The organism is Dyadobacter psychrophilus, from assembly GCF_900167945.1.
GTDB lineage: Bacteria > Bacteroidota > Bacteroidia > Cytophagales > Spirosomataceae > Dyadobacter > Dyadobacter psychrophilus.
In genome coordinates this window covers 371,150-388,777 of the sequence record NZ_FUZA01000002.1, presented here as the reverse complement: position 1 = coordinate 388,777, position 17,628 = coordinate 371,150, and the positions used below count along the sequence as shown (strand labels likewise).

Annotated in this window: 19 protein-coding genes; 9 read left to right on the top strand and 10 right to left on the bottom strand. The window is 44.3% G+C overall.

Annotation, left to right across the window (positions count from 1 at the left end; translation table 11 throughout):
* The 8 genes from lepB (B5X68_RS08705) to B5X68_RS08670 form a co-directional block, all read right to left on the bottom strand.
* Window positions 1–1,179 (bottom strand): signal peptidase I, encoded by a 1,179-nt coding sequence (gene lepB / locus B5X68_RS08705; protein ID WP_082214311.1) that lies wholly within the window; start codon window positions 1,177–1,179, stop codon window positions 1–3.
* Window positions 1,180–1,311: 132 nt separating this feature from the next.
* The gene (gene lepB / locus B5X68_RS08700) at window positions 1,312–2,448 is read right to left on the bottom strand and encodes a signal peptidase I (RefSeq protein WP_082214310.1); all 1,137 of its coding nucleotides are present in this window, start codon (window positions 2,446–2,448) and stop codon (window positions 1,312–1,314) included.
* Between the two features lie 32 nt (window positions 2,449–2,480).
* On the bottom strand, window positions 2,481–3,194 hold the full coding sequence (dapB, locus tag B5X68_RS08695; protein WP_082214309.1) for a 4-hydroxy-tetrahydrodipicolinate reductase: 714 nt from the start codon (window positions 3,192–3,194) through the stop codon (window positions 2,481–2,483).
* 24 nt (window positions 3,195–3,218) lie between these two features.
* Window positions 3,219–3,911 (bottom strand): DUF5683 domain-containing protein, encoded by a 693-nt coding sequence (locus tag B5X68_RS08690; protein ID WP_082214308.1) that lies wholly within the window; start codon window positions 3,909–3,911, stop codon window positions 3,219–3,221.
* Window position 3,912: 1 nt separating this feature from the next.
* Window positions 3,913–4,827 (bottom strand): ParB/RepB/Spo0J family partition protein, encoded by a 915-nt coding sequence (locus B5X68_RS08685; RefSeq protein WP_082214307.1) that lies wholly within the window; start codon window positions 4,825–4,827, stop codon window positions 3,913–3,915.
* Window positions 4,828–4,854: 27 nt separating this feature from the next.
* Window positions 4,855–5,652 carry a ParA family protein gene (locus B5X68_RS08680; protein ID WP_082214306.1) on the bottom strand — a complete coding sequence of 266 codons (798 nt, stop codon included), beginning with the start codon at window positions 5,650–5,652 and terminating at the stop codon, window positions 4,855–4,857.
* Between the two features lie 165 nt (window positions 5,653–5,817).
* Window positions 5,818–6,840 carry an SPASM domain-containing protein gene (locus B5X68_RS08675; RefSeq protein WP_082214305.1) on the bottom strand — a complete coding sequence of 341 codons (1,023 nt, stop codon included), beginning with the start codon at window positions 6,838–6,840 and terminating at the stop codon, window positions 5,818–5,820.
* Window positions 6,841–6,916: 76 nt separating this feature from the next.
* A complete protein-coding gene (locus B5X68_RS08670; RefSeq protein ID WP_082215276.1) occupies window positions 6,917–7,378 on the bottom strand; it encodes an Lrp/AsnC family transcriptional regulator in 462 nt (153 codons plus the stop codon).
* A gap of 183 nt (window positions 7,379–7,561) precedes the next feature.
* Between B5X68_RS08670 and ald the strand changes: the two genes are divergently transcribed.
* From ald to B5X68_RS08650, 4 genes are all read left to right on the top strand, one after another.
* Window positions 7,562–8,677, top strand: coding sequence for an alanine dehydrogenase (gene ald, locus B5X68_RS08665; protein WP_082214304.1), 1,116 nt, complete (start codon window positions 7,562–7,564; stop codon window positions 8,675–8,677).
* 207 nt (window positions 8,678–8,884) lie between these two features.
* The gene (locus tag B5X68_RS08660) at window positions 8,885–9,094 is read left to right on the top strand and encodes a hypothetical protein (protein WP_082214303.1); all 210 of its coding nucleotides are present in this window, start codon (window positions 8,885–8,887) and stop codon (window positions 9,092–9,094) included.
* Window positions 9,095–9,136: 42 nt separating this feature from the next.
* Complete coding sequence (locus B5X68_RS08655) at window positions 9,137–10,915, top strand: DEAD/DEAH box helicase (RefSeq protein WP_082214302.1); 1,779 nt, start codon at window positions 9,137–9,139, stop codon at window positions 10,913–10,915.
* A gap of 62 nt (window positions 10,916–10,977) precedes the next feature.
* Window positions 10,978–11,496 (top strand): DinB family protein, encoded by a 519-nt coding sequence (locus B5X68_RS08650; RefSeq protein ID WP_082214301.1) that lies wholly within the window; start codon window positions 10,978–10,980, stop codon window positions 11,494–11,496.
* On the opposite strand, the gene B5X68_RS08645 is transcribed toward B5X68_RS08650, so the two are convergent.
* On the bottom strand, window positions 11,493–12,527 hold the full coding sequence (locus tag B5X68_RS08645; protein ID WP_082214300.1) for a zinc dependent phospholipase C family protein: 1,035 nt from the start codon (window positions 12,525–12,527) through the stop codon (window positions 11,493–11,495). The genes B5X68_RS08650 and B5X68_RS08645 overlap by 4 nt on opposite strands.
* A 344-nt stretch (window positions 12,528–12,871) precedes the next feature.
* On the opposite strand from B5X68_RS08645, the gene B5X68_RS08640 reads away from it, so the two are divergent.
* Window positions 12,872–13,276 carry a Dabb family protein gene (locus B5X68_RS08640; protein ID WP_229208340.1) on the top strand — a complete coding sequence of 135 codons (405 nt, stop codon included), beginning with the start codon at window positions 12,872–12,874 and terminating at the stop codon, window positions 13,274–13,276.
* Between the two features lie 65 nt (window positions 13,277–13,341).
* Here the strand turns inward: B5X68_RS08640 and ung are convergent, their stop codons facing one another.
* Window positions 13,342–14,007: a uracil-DNA glycosylase gene (ung, locus tag B5X68_RS08635; protein WP_082214298.1), complete on the bottom strand. Its 666-nt coding sequence runs from the start codon at window positions 14,005–14,007 to the stop codon at window positions 13,342–13,344.
* Window positions 14,008–14,157: 150 nt separating this feature from the next.
* Between ung and apaG the strand changes: the two genes are divergently transcribed.
* From apaG to B5X68_RS08615, 4 genes are all read left to right on the top strand, one after another.
* The gene (gene apaG, locus B5X68_RS08630) at window positions 14,158–14,544 is read left to right on the top strand and encodes a Co2+/Mg2+ efflux facilitator ApaG/CorD (RefSeq protein ID WP_082215275.1); all 387 of its coding nucleotides are present in this window, start codon (window positions 14,158–14,160) and stop codon (window positions 14,542–14,544) included.
* A gap of 42 nt (window positions 14,545–14,586) precedes the next feature.
* Window positions 14,587–15,363 (top strand): O-methyltransferase, encoded by a 777-nt coding sequence (locus B5X68_RS08625; protein WP_082214297.1) that lies wholly within the window; start codon window positions 14,587–14,589, stop codon window positions 15,361–15,363.
* Window positions 15,364–15,469: 106 nt separating this feature from the next.
* Entirely contained in the window at window positions 15,470–16,441 is a 972-nt protein-coding gene (locus B5X68_RS08620) for a DUF2157 domain-containing protein (protein WP_082214296.1), read from the top strand.
* Entirely contained in the window at window positions 16,438–17,583 is a 1,146-nt protein-coding gene (locus tag B5X68_RS08615; protein WP_082214295.1) for a hypothetical protein, read from the top strand. The genes B5X68_RS08620 and B5X68_RS08615 overlap by 4 nt, the downstream gene beginning before the upstream one ends.
* The last annotated feature ends 45 nt before the right edge of the window (window positions 17,584–17,628 follow it).

Below are 17,628 nucleotides of genomic sequence, written 5' to 3'. Positions count from 1 at the left end.
CTATTCAATAACCCTGAATATTCTGTCCCACCGAATTTTGTTAACAAAACTGGCGGGATCAGGGTCCAGCGACATCCATACAAAAACTGCTTTTCCTACAATGTGGTCTTTGGGCACGAAACCCCAATATCTCGAATCCGCCGAATCGTGCCGGTTATCGCCCATCATGAAATAATAATCCTGACGGAATGTGTAACTGCTCAGCACTTTGCCGTTTTGGATGATCTTTCCTTCCTTAATTTCGACATTGTCATTGCCTTCGTAATTTTTGATAACCTCTCCGTAAAGCGCAATGTTCAGTTCATTCACATTGATGCTTACGCCCTTTTTGGGAACAGCAATGGGCCCGTAGTTATCTTTATTCCAATACAATAGGTCCGTTGCCGGGAAGAGATACGGTTCTTTCAAACCCTTGCTTGTCTGAATAGGCTCAACTCTTTTCACAAAGTCCAACTCCTTCAATTTATCAATAGTAGTGCTCGTCGTCTTCACAATGTAACCCGACTCATCATTGGAAGCAATGGTATCATTGAAGGTTTCCGTAAACTGTGAAAAGTCCGTAATACCATTCTTGCGAAATACATTTTGTTCATTGACCGCCGTAGTTGTGGAAACAAAATATTCACTTTGCATACGAACCGGATTAATCTGAGCCTTTCCGTTCACATAAACCTGCCCTCCGCGCACTTCAAGCTTGTCTCCGGCAACAGCCACGCACCTTTTGATATAATTTGACCTGAGATCCAGGGGATGCGGATGCAGATCTGGCAGCACAGAGCTGTATTTCGCATATGCATCGGGATGTTCCACCGGCAGATTGAAGACTACTACATCACCCCTTTTGACATCTGTAAACCCCGGAAGCCGGTATTGAGGCAATTTTATCCAGTCAAGATAAGACGGAATGTCCGTTCCCCAGATCGTCTGATGCGTGAGCGGGATTTGCGAGGGCGTCACAGGAGTTGTGGTCCCGTAGTGTAACCTGCTCACAAACAGATAATCCCCGACCAGCAACGAATTCTCCATTGAGGGAGTGGGGATAACGAAAGCGCTGAAAATAAACCAGCGGATCAATGTAGCGGCAATAACTGCAAACAGCACAGAGTCCAGCCACTCTCTTAAACCAGACTTTTTCTGTCTGGCTTGCTGCGGCTTTTGAGGAATAGAGGTGACAGACATAAATGCTGATAGTTAATTTTCAGCAATATAATGTTTATCTTAATAAGATATAAACAACCATATAGCATTTATTTATATATAAAAAAAAATAGGGAACGCATAGCGCTCCCTATCACAATGAGATTAAAAATTTTAATCAATCACACGAAACAAACGGTTCCATCTGATTTTATTGAAGAAACTTGTTGGGTTCGGATCAATGGACATCCAGACGAAAACAGCCTTACCAACTATATGGTCCATGGGAACAAAACCCCAATAACGCGAATCCGCAGAGTTGTGGCGGTTATCGCCCATCATAAAATAATAATCCTGCTTGAAAGTATAGCTCGTAATGGCTTTACCTGCCACTTTTACTGATTTTTCGTCCAATTCAACGCCTTCAAGTCCTTCATAATTTTTTATAACAGGGCCGTACGTGGCAATGTTTTCAGGCGTAAGTTGAACCGTAGCGCCTTCCTTCGGAACGGTGATCGGGCCGTAATTATCGCGGTTCCATTTGAAAAGGGAAGAATTCGGGTAAAGCATTGGCTCACTTATGTCTTTTGAAGATTTAACCAATGTAATGCCTTTGACAAAATCGTATGATTTCAATTTTGCCGCAATGTCGACGGTTGTGAAAACCAGATAACCCATTTGGTCATTGGAAGGGATTGTATCATTAAAGCTCTCCGTATAAGCATTGTATTCTGAGACCCCGTTTTCTTTGAATACTTTTTCCTCGTTTACAGAAGTCGTTGTTGCTACAAAATATTCATTCTCCATCCGGACCGGATTCTCCACTGCGGTGCCATTGGCATAAACCTGTAAGTCTCTCACTTCCAGCTTATCACCCGGCAATCCCATGCAGCGTTTGATATAATTGGTTTTAAGGTCAACCGGATGTTGTAATTCGGGCGGATAATTGAAAACGACCACGTCGCCGCGTTTCACTTCGCTGAAACCGGGCAGGCGATATTGCGGCAACTGAATTGCATCTGAATAGGACGGAATGTTTGTCCCCCAAATGGTCTGATGCGTCAAAGGCACTTGCAAAGGCGTTTTTGGCGTCCGGGTGCCATAATGCAGCTTGCTAACAAACAAGAAATCACCTACCAAAAGGCTGTTTTCCATAGACGGTGTCGGGATCGTGAATGCTTCGAAAAACAACCAGCGGATCAGGGTCGCAGCGACAACAGCAAAAAGTATAGAGTCGAACCATTCCCTAACCGGCGATTTTCTCTTGCCGGTATCAGCAGTTCGGGAAGTCATTTCTTTATTAATAGCCATGCTATATTCAATTGATTGTTAAGAGTTATTATTTAAATTTTCAGGAGGTCGTTCATTCCAAAAACGCCGTTTCTGCCAGGAAGCCATTCTGCGGAAACCACAGCTCCCAATGCGAAACCGGCACGGCTGTGTGCGGTATGTGAGATTTCAATCGTATCCACTTCCGATTCATAGCGGACAATGTGCGTCCCAGGCACTTCGCCTTCCCGTTTGGAAGTGATTTGCAGATAACCCGCTTCATTTTCAGGAGCAAGCTTCCAGCCTTCCAGGTTATCGATCTCGTCCGATATTGCTTCTGCCAATGTAATTGCCGTTCCGCTGGGCGCATCCAGCTTGTGAATGTGGTGGATTTCGGTCATGGATTGTTCGTAACCATGTCCATTCATTAATCTTGCAAGCTGGCGATTGAGGCGGAAGAAAAGGTTTACGCCAATGCTATAATTGGAAGCGTAAAAGAAGGCCCCGTTCTGTTCCAGGCAAAGCTTTTCGATTTCAGCGCGGTGTTCGAGCCAGCCGGTGGTGCCGCTTACTACGGGCCAGCCTTTTTTCAAACAGTATGTAATGTTGCTATAGGCAGCTTCGGGAGCACTAAATTCAATGGCAACGTCCACATCGGCTGGTTTCAATGCATCCATTTCCGAGCGGTTATCAATATCAATTTTTCCTACGATCGAATGTCCTCTTTCAAGTGCAATTTTCTCGATCGTCTTTCCCATCTTTCCATACCCCAATAATAAAATCCTCATCAACGTAAATTTATTCTGTACTAATTATTTTAGGTTAAAAACAAGCCTTAATCCAGGCGTCGGCGTCAGCATGGCAGGTTGATTCAGTTTCGGCTCAACCCTTAAAGTCAGATCTTCGGACAGATCAAATGTTTTTAAATGTGCCGCCACATTGGCCTCAATAATGGACAATGTGTAAATCAAACCGGACACAATCAAAGCAAAACCACGGTTACGTCTCCAGTAATTCTTGCCTCGCGCAGCTTGATCGCGCGTCACTTCTGTATAAACACTATTGGTATTCAACAAATTACGTACCCTTATCGGCTTCTCCAGATCCGGCGTATATCCCGGAATAGGATCTCCATAGTTAGGGCTTTTGGGATCCATATCATAAAATGACCGGTAAGTATCCAGGTAATCGTGGTATTTCAGCGAGTTGAGATAATAAGCGTACAATCCACCTCCGAATGCAATGTAAACGATAGGAAGTTTCCAGTAATCCCGGTTATAAATCTGGCCGCCTCCCGGTATTAATGCAAGCCTTGTGGCCGTTTTAGGAACCGGAAAAAACTTCTTTTCCTTTTTCCCGGTCAATGAATCTACTGCCGAAATAACGGTGCTATCCGCGGTAATGACCTGAACCTCGCCGCGCCGCACAGAGTCTTTTTGTGTTTTTTGCGCTATCGCTTCCTGAGAAAATAACACCACTACGATAAGCCAAAACCAGTTTTTCAAGTTATTTAAATTTCAGTGTTTCCAGAATCTTTTTGAGCTCGTCCTGTGACCCAAAAGGAATTTTAATTTCCCCTTTGTTATCATTATTGCTTTTTACGGAAACCTTAGCCCCGAAAAAGGACGATAATTGAAACTGTAACGACTTAATTTCTTGATTAATTGTTGCCTGTTTTTTGCTCGCAAACGAGATATTACTCATCATTCCCAGCTTTCTGACCTCCTCTTCCACTTTTCGCACCGACCAGCCCTCTTCAATTATTTTGTTAAAAATCTTTAATTGACTCTGATCGCTGTTAATAGTGATAATGGCGCGGGCGTGGCCCATGCTGATCTGGTTGTCCCGAAGCGCAGCCTGGATTACTGGCGGCAGTTTCAGTAACCGGATATAATTGTTAACTGTCGTTCGGTTTTTACCAACGCGAACTCCCAGTTCTTCCTGTTTCAGATTACATTCCAATATCAGCCGCTGATAGCTGAGCGCAATTTCAATGGAGTTGAGATTTTCACGCTGAATGTTCTCTATCAGCGCCATTTCCAGCATTTGCTGGTCATTGGCAGTCCTTATATAGGCAGGAATTGCAGTCATTCCAATAGATCTGGATGCCTGCAAACGCCTTTCACCGGAGATCAGCTGATAGCTGTCCTCAGATAATTGTCGTACGGTAATGGGTTGGATAATGCCCTGCACACGAATAGAATCTGCCAGTTCCTGCAGCGATTCCTGGTCAAACTTTGTGCGGGGCTGGTAAGGGTTTGCCTCAATGAGGCTTACATCTATTTCACTCATCGAGCCCACGACGTCTGTGGAAGACGGTCGCTCCTTGGTCCGATGCGTATTTACTTTTTCAGAATCCTGAAGAAGCGCTCCGAGGCCTCTTCCTAATCCTGTCATTTTCTTCGCTTTACTGTTCTCCATTGCTTTCTCGCTATTCAAACCATTTATTTAGTTTACACCCAACTGTTTATCAGAGGACAGCAAACCGTTTTTACTGAGAATTTCCCGGGCAAGATTTAAATAGCTCACCGCTCCCTTACTGTCTGCATCCTGCGCCATAACGGGAATTCCGTAGCTTGGTGCTTCACTGATACGTACGTTGCGAGGAATAATGGTGTTAAAAACAAGTGATTCAAAATGGCTGGTCACTTCATTCACAACCTGGTTTGACAGACGTAAACGCAAATCATACATTGTCAGCAAAATGCCTTCAATGATCAGCGCTGTATTGAGCCTGGACTGAATAATAGTGATGGTATTCAAAAGCTTACCCAATCCTTCCAATGCGAAATATTCACATTGAACCGGAATTATGACCGAATCGGCGGCGGTAAGGCTATTGATGGTAATTAGCCCGAGTGAGGGCGAACAGTCGATAATGATAAAATCGTAGTCGTCGCGGATTTCAGCAATAGCATCTTTCATGCGCTGCTCACGGTTTTTGAGATTGATCATCTCTATTTCCGCACCCACGAGATCAATGTGTGAGGGTAATAAATTTAGATTCGGAAAATCAGTTTCCAGGATAATATCTGCCGTTTTGGCCTGCTCCACCATGCATTCGTAAATGCTGTTCTCCATCTCCTGCGGATTGAAACCAAGCCCGGAAGTTGAGTTGGCCTGTGGGTCAGCATCGATGATAAGCGTACGGAATTCCAGCGCGGCGAGACTTGCCGCAAGATTAATAGCAGTTGTCGTTTTCCCTACTCCTCCCTTTTGGTTTGCAATTGCAATTACTTTGCCCATGTATTCATTTGAGTTACCCAAGGTCAAATTTCTATTATTCGGGGCAATTCACCAAAAAATGTTCCACGGAGTTTTAAATAAATCATATAAGTAACTGTCATTAAATTACTTATTTGAGATTATTATTTAATTAAAAATGAAAATGGGGCATTTCAAAGAAGTGTTTCACGCCCAGACCTGCGTTCCTTCGGTGCAGTTTTTGCACATTTCGATCTCTGAACGCGAGCGGATCAATGATGCCCGGAAGTCGCTATACTTTTTACCTTTCCAAAGTTGCCGGAAGGTTTCCCGCTTCATATCGCCAAGCTGATATTCAGCATCTTTATCAAAGCAGCAAGGCACCACAGCGCCGTCCCAGGTAATCACGCAGGAATGCCACATTTTCCAGCAGTGGTCTACAAATTTGTTTTTAATTGAATAGCGGCCGCTTTCCGCTTTTTCGTAGCGGGAATATTTGTCAATGGTTGGGATCAGGTCAGAACCTTCCTCGTAATCGTAAATCTGGGCTGTTTTCAAACCCACTTCATCCACGCCCATTTCCTCTGCCAATTTTTTCACATCCTCAATCTGATGTTCATTGGGTTTTACCACCAAAAACTGGAAAATCACATGCGGCGTGGCCGATTTCAATTCTTTTTTCCACTTGATAATGTTGCGCGTTCCTTCCAAAACCTTTTCCAGGTTCCCGCCGATGCGATATTGCTGGTAAACGTCCTGCGTGGTGCCATCAATAGAAATGATCAGACGATCCAAACCTGACTCAACTGTTTTCCTCGCCTTTTCGTCTGTCAGGTAATGTGCATTAGTGGATGTGGCCGTATAAATGCCCTTATCATGCGCATACTGAACCAGTTCAAAGAATTTGGGATGCAGATAAGGCTCACCCTGGAAATAAAAAATCAGGTATAATAATGTATCGGCAAGTTCGTCAATGGTCTTTTTATACAATTTCTCCTCCATCATTCCGGTCGGGCGCGTGAATGAGCGCAAGCCACTGGGACATTCAGGGCAACGTAAATTGCAGGAAGTGGTGGGTTCAAATGAAATGGCGATCGGCATTCCCCAATGGACCGGGTTTCCTGTCGCTTTTGAATAAAAATAGCTGCTTAAAATCTGGATGGCATTCCAGGCCCTTTTAGGTGTAACCTTGGACATCAGGTTCAGGCCATCTTTAAAATTTTTATTCATTATTTGTGGCTTTGGGCTATTAACAAATGCTAGCAGCCTATTAATCAGGAAAATCAAAAACAATGTTGCAGCAAAACTACACTACCGCGATTCCTGTTGTGTACTTGATCTCGGAAATTACGAAATAACTGCTGATGTGTAACACACTTTTCAGGGCAGAAAGTTTGTGCTGGTAAAATTGGTTATAGGCTTCGGCATCTTCCACGATCACTTTCAGCATATAGTCAAAGTTCCCCGAAACGACCGAACATTCCAGCACTTCGCTCATTTTCACAATGGCCTGGTTAAAGTCCTCGAAGCTCTCCTTCCGCTGTTTATCCAAGGTAACATTACAATAAACGACCAGTGCTTTACCCAGTTTGCGGCGGTTAAGCAGGCAGACGTATTTATCAATGATCCCTTCTTTTTCCAATTTCCGGATCCGCTCGTGAACCGGCGTTACCGATAAATTAATCCTGCTTGCTATCTCCTTGATTGTCAATTGAGAATCAGCTTGCAGCAATTCCATTATTTTACGGTCTGTATTGTCAGGTTGCATAAAGTATTTTTTTTCGGCCATTGAATGTCTGCGGGAATGTCTGCCGAATATTTTTTTACAAGTATGATCAAAAATAGTTTTTTTTCCTGTCCTTTTCCGGTCTGATAGCATCTTTTTTCTACAAAAAGTACTTTTGTAAACTTCAAGATTTGAAATTCCTACACATAGCAAACCGACTGTCCAATGATCATTGGTGTTCCCAAAGAAATTAAAAATAATGAAAACCGCGTAGCCGTAACGCCCGCCGGAGTAACTGAATTTCGCAAGCACGGACATACCGTATATGTGCAGGCGGAAGCAGGCAAAGGCAGCGGTTTCAGCGACGAACAATATACAGAAGCAGGTGCCGTAATTCTTCACACCATTGAAGAGGTTTACGCCATTGCCGAAATGATCATTAAAGTAAAAGAGCCGATTGCGAGCGAATACGGCCTGATCAAAGAAAACCAACTGCTATTCACATACTTCCACTTTGCTTCTTCGGAACCATTAACACACGCTATGATCGAGCGTAAGGCTGTTTGTCTTGCGTACGAAACGGTCGAAAAAACGGACAGAAGCCTTCCATTACTCGTTCCTATGAGCGAAGTTGCGGGCAGAATGGCGATCCAGGAAGGTGCCAAATATCTGGAAAAACCAATGGGCGGTTTCGGCATCCTTTTGGGAGGCGTTGCAGGTGTTAAGCCTGCTAATGTGCTTGTGCTGGGCGGCGGGATCGTAGGAACCCAGGCTGCAAAAATGGCAGCCGGACTCGGTGCTAATGTAACAATCGTGGACATTAGCTTACCCCGATTAAGATATCTGGAAGACATTATGCCTGCCAATGTTGACACGGTGATGTCCAACGAATACAACATCCGCGAGCTGATCAAAAGCACTAATCTGATCATTGGCGGCGTGTTAATCCCGGGAGCAAAAGCACCTTCGCTGATTACGCGTGACATGCTTAAATTGATGAAACCCGGCACTGTAATGGTGGACGTGGCCATTGATCAGGGCGGATGTTTTGAAACCTCCAAGGCAACAACCCACGAAGATCCTATTTATGAAGTCGATGGCGTGGTTCATTATTGCGTTGCCAACATGCCAGGCGCGGTGCCGTACACTTCCACCCTCGCTTTGACAAATGCAACATTGCCTTACGCGCTTCTTCTGGCAAACAACGGGTGGAAAAGTGCCTGCTCAACAAACGAAGAGCTGCGCAAAGGCTTGAATGTGGTGAATGGAAAAGTGGTTTTCAAAGGCGTTTCGGATGCCTGGAACCTTCCCTACACCGATGTGAAAGATGTATTTCAATAACAAACCTAGCTAATAGACCTGGCTGGCTGAAAAGTCGGTCAGGTTTTTTCATTTCCCGAAATATTACAATTATTTTCTCTGCCTGCATTGCATTTTCGAAATATTTCCTTACTTTTGCATAAAATTTGAACGAACATCCGTTCGTTTCTCTGCTTCTTACACGGTTTAGCACTTTTAGATTCGCTACCAACCTTAAAATTCGCCCGGTTGGCACACCGTTCTCATGCAGGACCCCACGGATGGTTTGTGGTGGGCTTTGCGCAATCCCCTTTTGAATTAGTTTACGATTTGGCTTTGAGTTTTTGGTTGTGGGACAATTCTATTGTTTCTGACTTCAACCCATCGAGCCTGCTGATCTACGATACGTTTTCTGTTACGGCGATCCGCAGCAGCATTCAAATAACCGTAACAATCTGACTATCTTTTATTTACCCAAGAATTAATACAAAAATAAATATAATGACTACTGAAAATTTCGAAACTTTCGAAGAGCTTGGCCTCTCAGAAAACATCCTTAAAGCCCTTACTGAAATGGGTTTTACTAAACCCTCACCCATACAGGCACAAGGAATTCCCGCAGTAATGCAGGGATCTGACGTGATCGGACAAGCACAAACAGGAACCGGAAAAACGGCTGCGTTTGGTATCCCTGTCCTGGAAAGAATTGACGTAACAAATAATGCCGTTCAGGCATTGGTACTTTGCCCGACCCGTGAGTTGGCGGTGCAGGTTTCTGAAGAAATTGGCCGTTTGGCTAAATATGTTAGAGGTTTGAGGATTGAAGCAATCTACGGTGGTGATTCCATCGACCGTCAGATTCGCTCCCTTAAAAAAGGTGTTCACATTGTTGTAGGAACGCCTGGCCGTGTAATGGACCACATGGAGCGTAAAACGTTGAAATTTGACGAAGTACGCATGATGGTTCTTGATGAAGCAGATGAAATGCTTGATATGGGTTTCCGCGAGGACATCGAAAGCATTTTGGCCGATATGCCAGCTGACCGTCAGACGATCTTGTTCTCGGCAACAATGTCCAAGCCGATCATGTCCATCACAAAACGTTTCCAGACTGATCCAATTTTGATCAAAGTGGTTCGTAATGAGTTGACTAACGTGAACATTGAGCAGGTTTACTTCGAAGTGAAGCCGCAGGCTAAGGTTGAAGTAATGACGCGTTTGATCGACATGCACCATTTGAAATCACTGCTTGTTTTTTGTAATACCAAAAGAAAAGTAGACGAAATCGTTGAAGATCTTCAATTGAGAGGCTATGCTTCGGAAGGAATCCACGGCGATTTGCGCCAGCAGCAACGTAGCAATGTAATGAGCAAGTTCAAGGCGGGCGTAACAACCATTCTTGTGGCTACGGACGTGGCAGCTCGTGGAATTGACGTAAGCGGACTGGATGGCGTGATCAACTTCGATATCCCATTGGACGAAGAATATTACGTACACCGTATCGGCCGTACAGGTCGTGCCGGCTTGTCCGGAAAAGCATTCTCACTGGTTGCACGCGATGAAAAATATCGTTTGAAATCCATTGAAGGCTTTACCAAAGTAAAAATTGAAAAAGGCGTTATCCCTTCTTACGAAGATATCGTTGGTGTTCGTAAAGCACGTTTTGTTGAAAGCATTTCTGCTTCTATCAAAGAAAGTGACGATCAGGAGCTTTTCGGCGATGTACTGGAAATGTTGCACCACGCCGGTTACTCAACTGAGCAAGTTGTAGGCGCAATGGCGAAGCAGATCATGGGCGTTCAGAAGAACGAATATGCAGATGCAAACCTTGCCTGGGAAGAAAGACGCGGCGAACGCGACGGACGCAGAGAAGGCGGCAGCGACAGGTTCGAGCGCCGTTCATCAGGCGGAAGCCGTTTTGGAGATCGCAGAGAAAGCGCGCCACGCGGAAATGACCGTTATGCTCCTGCTGCACGCGGCGAATCGCGTCCAAGATACGAAGCTGGCCGTGACGGAGATTCGAAGCGTTCGGCAACACCGGAAGCTGGCATGACCCGTTTGTTCCTGAGCCTTGGGCGTAAAGATCACATCTTGCCAAAAGATATCGTGGGAGCCATTGCAGGCGAAGCGAACATTCCAGGTAAAACGATCGGCGCCATTGATATTTATGACAAATTCACATTTGTAGATGTTCCTGAGCGTGACGCCCGCGCGGTTTTGCGCGCAATGGACGGCAACACCATTAAAGGTAAGCCAGTACAAATCGATATCGCTAAGTAATCAGCAAATCAAATAAGAATGAGGGACTTGTAAAAAGGTCCCTTTTTTTGTTACATTTCGCTATGCAAATCGAACCAAAGCCCGAAGTTTGGCTGAGAGGCCCTTTACCCGAAATTTCAGATTACTTGCAGCCTGTTGCGCATGCGCTCTTGCAGGCCCAAGAGGAAATCAATGCACAGCTTGTTAATTTTCCCGATGCTTTGTTATGGAAACGACCTTCGAATGTGGCATCTGTGGGGTTTCATTTACAACATCTCTCCGGTGTGCTCGACCGCCTTTTCACTTACGCGAGGGCTGAGTCTTTGAGTGAAAACCAGCTTGCTTACCTGAAAGCAGAGGGTCAGCCACATGCACCGGAATCCACCGTTGCAGACCTACTGGAGACATTTAACAAGCAAATCCTGATCGCATTAACCCAGTTGAAACACACAGACAAGGAAACGCTTACGGAAATGCGTTATGTTGGACGCGCTATGTTGCCGTCCACCCATCTGGGCCTGCTGTTTCATGCCGCTGAGCATACACAGCGACATACAGGACAATTGCTAGTGACAGCACGGATCTTGGAAGCGAAAAGCTAATCTTCGCTTTCCGGCCTGACATGAAAAAGTCGCCTGATCCATGACTGGCTTTCTGTCTGTTGCTCTTGCTTATCCGATTCCTTGAAAGAAAAGTGTTTCAACTCGCTCAGGTCTGGCTGACCCGCATTGATCCAGCACGTAAACCAAATATCAGCCACCGTTTTAACAGACGCCTTCATTCGGCGCTCGACCTGGTGGTTCAGCATTGCATGGTATTTCGTACAGAATTCCAGCGAATAAGTGCGGGTGAGGACATTGTTACGAAGTTCATAACTGAATTTCTTGTCTGATGGAAAAGAAGAAGATAGTTGCTTTTCAAACAAAAACACCGAATCCGTAGCTGCGTGCGACTCGGCAACGGTTTGCCACGCCACACTAGCTACATTGTCTCTATACATCGCCGCACCAATCCACAAGTCGTACCGGTCTGCGAATAGTTCTGGTAGCCGTGACTCCCAGAAGCCGTGGATACCTTCCTGTCCGGTCAATTGGCCATTATAGTTTCGGGTTGTGTGAAGCGGCACGTGCGCGTCGGCAATGTAATGTCCCAGATCGGCCGAGATCCTGAGAATTTTCCGAGCGTCTTTTTCCTTAAAAGCCTCCGTCAGCTGGTAAGCCCCGGTTTGAATATGCCAGGGAACAATGCCATGTTTGCGCAAACTGTCCTCGCCGATCTGCCTGACGGCTTCATTCCAAAATTTTGGCAACATATGCATCGCACTGTCTCCGTACACATCGAGGTCAATGTAATGGCGCTCGGCCTCCCCTACCACAGCATATCTCCGGCGATCCGGGTTAACCGCATTTTCCGTAATGAAGTCAATGTTTCTTTTGTAAAAAACCTGCATTTCCGGTGGTAACCGGAACACGGCAAGCCGATTAATACGCTTGTGCGCCCAAAACCCCCAGTCGGGTTTGAGTGAGGTTAAGAGCCAAAAAGCAACGGTAACCGCACTGATTTTCAGCCAAAATTTGATCCCAAAGCTATTTTTTTGTGAAAATTCTTTCTGCTCGCTCGATTTTGCTTCCATATAAAGTTTTGAATGCCATTTTTGGCACCTTCAACCCATTTATACGCTTTCTACAAAAAATGGTAACACAACCGCACCTTTGGAATGCCGCAGTTTTTATTTTTTTAAAAAAAACAGTGTCAAAAAGGCGTTTTATGCCATTCATTTCCCAAACACACCCAAAACAACGCTTTTCGACCTAGCCAAATTAAATTCCGATTTCCTGAAAAAAGGTAACCGTTCATTTGGTTATTGATGCTAAAATCAAAATAAGTTATATTTTATATATAAATAATACAATTAATAATTAATGTTTTATCTTTGTATTAAGAAAAACTTAGAAAGACTTATCAGATTTTGAAATAATGAGAACTAGAAATAAAACATTAGGATACTTAATACCCGTTTTTGCATTATGCGTTTTTATGCTTGTCATTTATGGCGCATATGTTCCTCACAAACCGGCTGAAATCCAGCGCGTAGTTTGTATTAAGTTTAAGCAAGGAACAACCAATGAAGACGTTGAAAAACATTTACGCGATTTTGCTTCGATGAAAAACGCAGTGAAAGATGTGGTTGCTTATTCAGCCGGACATGTTCAGAAGGCGGAAGGAAGTGAAAATCAGTTTGATGTGATCCATTATCTGACATTCAGAACAAAAGAAGGTGCAGCGCAATATGCAGCCAATGCCGACCGCAAGCAGTTTGTGAAGGCTAACGAAGGAAATTGGGACAATGTATTGGAGATGAACTCCAACATTGAAAAGTAATTTACAATAGTAATAGGAGTGAAAATCTTAAAAAGAGCCGGGCATCCCGACTCTTTTTTTTGTTCCTACCAGTTGATTGGCTCCAATCCTTTGCTTTCCAGAAAAGTATTTGCCTTACTAAAATGATTATTCCCAAACCAGCCACCGCCATTCGCTGACATAGGCGAAGGATGTTTGGATTTGAGCACATAATGATCTTTCTCTTTGATAATGCTGCCTTTATCCTGGGCATAACGCCCCCAAAGCATAAAAACAACGTTCTTCTTTTCGTCGGACACACATTTGACAACTGCATCGGTGAATCGCTCCCAGCCTTTATTCTGATGTGATCCCGCTTTTCCGCTCTCAACGGTTAATGTAGCATTCAGTAATAAGACACCCTGCTTCGCCCATCTTTCCAGGTTACCGGTTTTGGGAACAGGTTTACCCAGGTCATTCTGGATTTCCTTGAAAATGTTGATCAGCGAAGGCGGCATGCGGACACCATCATTCACCGAAAAGCACAGGCCATTTGCCTGTCCCAGCCCATGATAGGGGTCCTGTCCGAGTATCACAACTTTGCAGTCGTCGAAACTGCAATAGTTGAATGCATTGAAAATTTGCTTGGCTGGCGGAAAAATCTGCTTGGTGTTATATTCCGCTCTTACGAAGTTCGTGAGCTCGGTGAAATATGGTTTCTCAAATTCCGGTTCCAGGCGTTTCTTCCACGATTGCTCTATTTTTACATCCATCTCATTGTTTTTAATTCCGAAACCAAATTATATGATTTTGTTTTGGTTTTATCAGGAATTGATTGTTATTTTCGTTTTAGCAGAAGTGATGCAAGTCAGCCCAAGGCTGTTTCCCCTTACCAACGCAAAACGCCCAACACCCTCATCCATATGGTTTCCAAAGTGACAGATGGTGTGAAAGTCACCGTATTAACCGAATATCAGCCCGACTATTCCAACCCGGGCCAGGATCATTTCGTGTTTACATATAAGATCCTGATCGAAAATCACAGCGAACATACAGTTAAGCTTTTGAGAAGGCATTGGCTCATCTATGATGCAAACGGAACCGTAAGAGAAGTGGAAGGGGCCGGCATTGTAGGCTTACAGCCGATCCTGGAACCGGGAGATGTGCACGATTACGTTTCTGGATGCAACCTGCGCACGGATCTTGGTAAAATGGCCGGGACGTATTTGATGGAGCGTGTGCTGGACGGCAGGCAGTTCCGCGTGATTATCCCCGCGTTTTCCCTCGTCGCACCATATAGAATGAACTGATTTAACCGGCCCTAGTTAGTCGGTTTCCTAAATACCCTACCATTGATTGCAGCCTATTTAAAGTATTTGCTTCGCTCCGGAAACGAGCATTCGATCCATTCCCCCTTTTTATTTGACCTTTATACTCAGGTAATTGCCACAAAAAAGGATACAAATCCGCATTATGCGAGTTTAAAAAAGCTGCGCAAGGAACTGCTGGCATCCAACGAACAAATCAACATTCTGGATCTGGGCGCGGGCTCCCGGATCAATAAATCGAACCTCAGGAAAATAGGCACCATTGCGAAGAATGCAGAAAAGCCCGAAAAATTCGGAAAGCTTTTCAACCGGCTGGTGCAAAGATTCCAGCCGACAACCATTCTTGAACTGGGCACTTCTCTGGGACTGACGACATTGTATTTATCAAAAGCAAAACCGGATGCTAACATTCTGACATTTGAAGGCTGCCCGGCAACCGCTGAAATTGCACAACAAAATTTCAAAAAACTAAACGCTGATAACATTGAAGTAATCCTTGGCAACATTGACAAGACATTGCCGGAAACGCTTGCCAAACTAAGTCCTAAGCTTGATTTCGCGTATTTTGACGCCAATCACCGTTACGAACCTACGGTGAGATATTTCGAGGACTGCCTCCCCTACATGCACAATGATTCTGTCTTTATTTTTGACGATGTTTATTGGTCTGATGAAATGACCCAGGCTTGGGAATTTATAAAAAAACACCCGCAGGTAACACTGACCGTGGATTTGTTCTGGATAGGACTGGTGTTTTTCCGAAAAGAGCAGGTTAAAGAGGATTTCATACTGAGATTCTGATTAAAACCGCTTTATAAGCCGGACGCTCCGTTGGATAAGTAAGCGCAGAATTCGCTAGCATTTTATCTATAATTGCTAACTTTTACTCACCCCTCTTTCCATCTGAATGAATATACAAACCATTCTCAAATCCTTCGTCGGTAAGGCGATCATTTCCGACGAGCAAGCTTCATTAATAGCTGATTACGAAGAAGATAAGCCATTTTCGCTGCACTGGGAATTACGCTCTATTCTTTATTTGGGCATTGTCCTCTTTGGCTCGGGCATTGGAGTCATTATTTATGAAAACATCGACACCATTGGCCATCAGGTCATTATCGCACTTATTGCCGCACTTACAGCCTGGTGCTTCTTTTACACTTACAAGCACGCCCTTCCATACAGCAATCTGGAAGTAAAAAATCCAAAAAAGCTTACCGATTACGTTCTTCTGCTCGGCTGCACCACTTTCCTGATCCTGGAAGGTTATTCGCAATTCCAATATAATGCTTTCGGAACGCGGTATGGTGTGGCGGTTCTCATACCCACCATTATTTTCTTTTTTTGCGCTTACCGTTTCGATCATAAGGGTGTGCTTTCCATGGCCATTACCGGGCTTGCTTCCTGGCTCGGCCTAACAGTTGCACCGCTTTCCATTCTTTCTGAAAATGATTTTACAGAAGACAGGTTGCTTGGAACCGCTGTGATTCTGGGCATAATGTTAAGCATTGCAGGATGGGCATCAGAAAAGCAGAATATAAAAAAGCACTTTTCTTTTACATACATTTTCCTGGGCGGTAACCTTGCAGTGCTTGCAGCGATGACGGGCATTTTCAGCGACAAAGCGCAATTCATCTATATCGTCGCGGGAATCGCTTTATCCGTATTTTTTGTCCAACGTGCCCGCTTTGCACAATCATTGCTTTTTCTGCTGATGGGCGTTGTGTATGGTTATATCATCATTACTTATCTTATTTTTTCCAACATAGAATCGGACGACGCTTCTTTCACTTTCGGGACATTTTATTTTATGTTCACCAGTGTCGGCGTGGTTTATTTCCTGCTCCATTTCAAAAAATTCTTAGGGATCAAAAAATGAAAAAAGCCTATAACGAAACCTGGATTGATAATCTGCATATTCTCAATACCGCGGATCATTGGTTTGAAAAGAAACTGATTTCGCAGGAACAACTTGAAAATGCCAGGAAGGCGTTCCCGCAAAAATTTTACAGACCCGGTATTTTTGTCAAAATCGGCCTCTTCATTTTCACGCTCATTGCCTGTTCCTTCGCTTCTGGCTTTGTATCGCTTTTTCTGATAGGCAATGGTGCTGGTGAAAACATTTCGATCATCAGCCTGATTTGCATGGCGGGATTTATTTTTTTCCTCGAACTATTAATTAAAAATAACGGCCTGTATCATTCCGGCGTGGATAATGCGCTGCTATATGCTGCAATGGGCGCCGCAGTGGTTCCGTTTGTTTCGCTATTTGATAATCTGGAAGTTTGGCAATATTGCATCATCCTGTTTGCCGTTGCCTTCACGGCCACGCTGCGTTATGCGGATATGGTTACAGCTGCGAGCGCTTTTTTCCTATTGATATGCTTGTTAGGCAACCTAATGATGAAATTTCCAATCGGTAAAGCAATCCTTCCTTTTGCAGTGATGGCTCTTTCTGCTGTGATTTATTTGCTTGTAAGAAAAGATAAAAGCACATACTATGAAAGGTGCACTAAACTGATAGAGGTTTTATCGCTGACGACTTTCTACCTGGGCGGAAATTATCTTATTGTTCGCGAGGGCAATGCTTTATTGAATGATCTCAACCTTCCATTTGCGCCGCAAATCCCCTTTGCCCCGCTTTTTTATCTCTTCACGCTCAGCATTCCGATCGTTTACATATTTTTTGGTTTGAGAAAAAAAGACCGGATTTTACTGATCCTGGGCCTGCTCGCCTTTGCGTTGTCCGTATACACTTACAGACATTATTTCAGTCCGTTTACCCCCGCTCAGGAGCTTGCTATCGCCGGAATGTTTATGATCATTCTTTCTGCTGCTTTGATAAAATATCTTCATACACCCAAACACGGCATATCAGACGAGCAGGAAGGGAAGCGAAAACTGGCCAATCTGGAAGCCATATTGGTAGCGCAACACTTGGGTCAGACGCCGGTTGAAGGCAATAATGTTGAATTTGGCGGCGGAAATTTTGGCGGCGGCGGCGCAGGAGAGACCTATTAATTGGGCAAAAATTCAGAACTTAGCCCAATTCTTTTCTTGTATCGT

Coding starts and splice junctions, on each gene's coding strand:
- lepB (WP_082214311.1), bottom strand. CDS start 1,179: ATGTCTGTCACCTCTATTCCTCAAAAGCCGCAGCAAGCCAGACAGAAA.
- lepB (WP_082214310.1), bottom strand. CDS start 2,448: ATGGCTATTAATAAAGAAATGACTTCCCGAACTGCTGATACCGGCAAG.
- dapB (WP_082214309.1), bottom strand. CDS start 3,194: ATGAGGATTTTATTATTGGGGTATGGAAAGATGGGAAAGACGATCGAG.
- B5X68_RS08685 (WP_082214307.1), bottom strand. CDS start 4,827: ATGGAGAACAGTAAAGCGAAGAAAATGACAGGATTAGGAAGAGGCCTC.
- B5X68_RS08680 (WP_082214306.1), bottom strand. CDS start 5,652: ATGGGCAAAGTAATTGCAATTGCAAACCAAAAGGGAGGAGTAGGGAAA.
- B5X68_RS08675 (WP_082214305.1), bottom strand. CDS start 6,840: ATGAATAAAAATTTTAAAGATGGCCTGAACCTGATGTCCAAGGTTACA.
- B5X68_RS08670 (WP_082215276.1), bottom strand. CDS start 7,378: ATGCAACCTGACAATACAGACCGTAAAATAATGGAATTGCTGCAAGCT.
- ald (WP_082214304.1), top strand. CDS start 7,562: ATGATCATTGGTGTTCCCAAAGAAATTAAAAATAATGAAAACCGCGTA.
- B5X68_RS08655 (WP_082214302.1), top strand. CDS start 9,137: ATGACTACTGAAAATTTCGAAACTTTCGAAGAGCTTGGCCTCTCAGAA.
- B5X68_RS08650 (WP_082214301.1), top strand. CDS start 10,978: ATGCAAATCGAACCAAAGCCCGAAGTTTGGCTGAGAGGCCCTTTACCC.
- B5X68_RS08645 (WP_082214300.1), bottom strand. CDS start 12,527: ATGGAAGCAAAATCGAGCGAGCAGAAAGAATTTTCACAAAAAAATAGC.
- B5X68_RS08640 (WP_229208340.1), top strand. CDS start 12,872: ATGAGAACTAGAAATAAAACATTAGGATACTTAATACCCGTTTTTGCA.
- ung (WP_082214298.1), bottom strand. CDS start 14,007: ATGGATGTAAAAATAGAGCAATCGTGGAAGAAACGCCTGGAACCGGAA.
- apaG (WP_082215275.1), top strand. CDS start 14,158: ATGGTTTCCAAAGTGACAGATGGTGTGAAAGTCACCGTATTAACCGAA.
- B5X68_RS08620 (WP_082214296.1), top strand. CDS start 15,470: ATGAATATACAAACCATTCTCAAATCCTTCGTCGGTAAGGCGATCATT.
- B5X68_RS08615 (WP_082214295.1), top strand. CDS start 16,438: ATGAAAAAAGCCTATAACGAAACCTGGATTGATAATCTGCATATTCTC.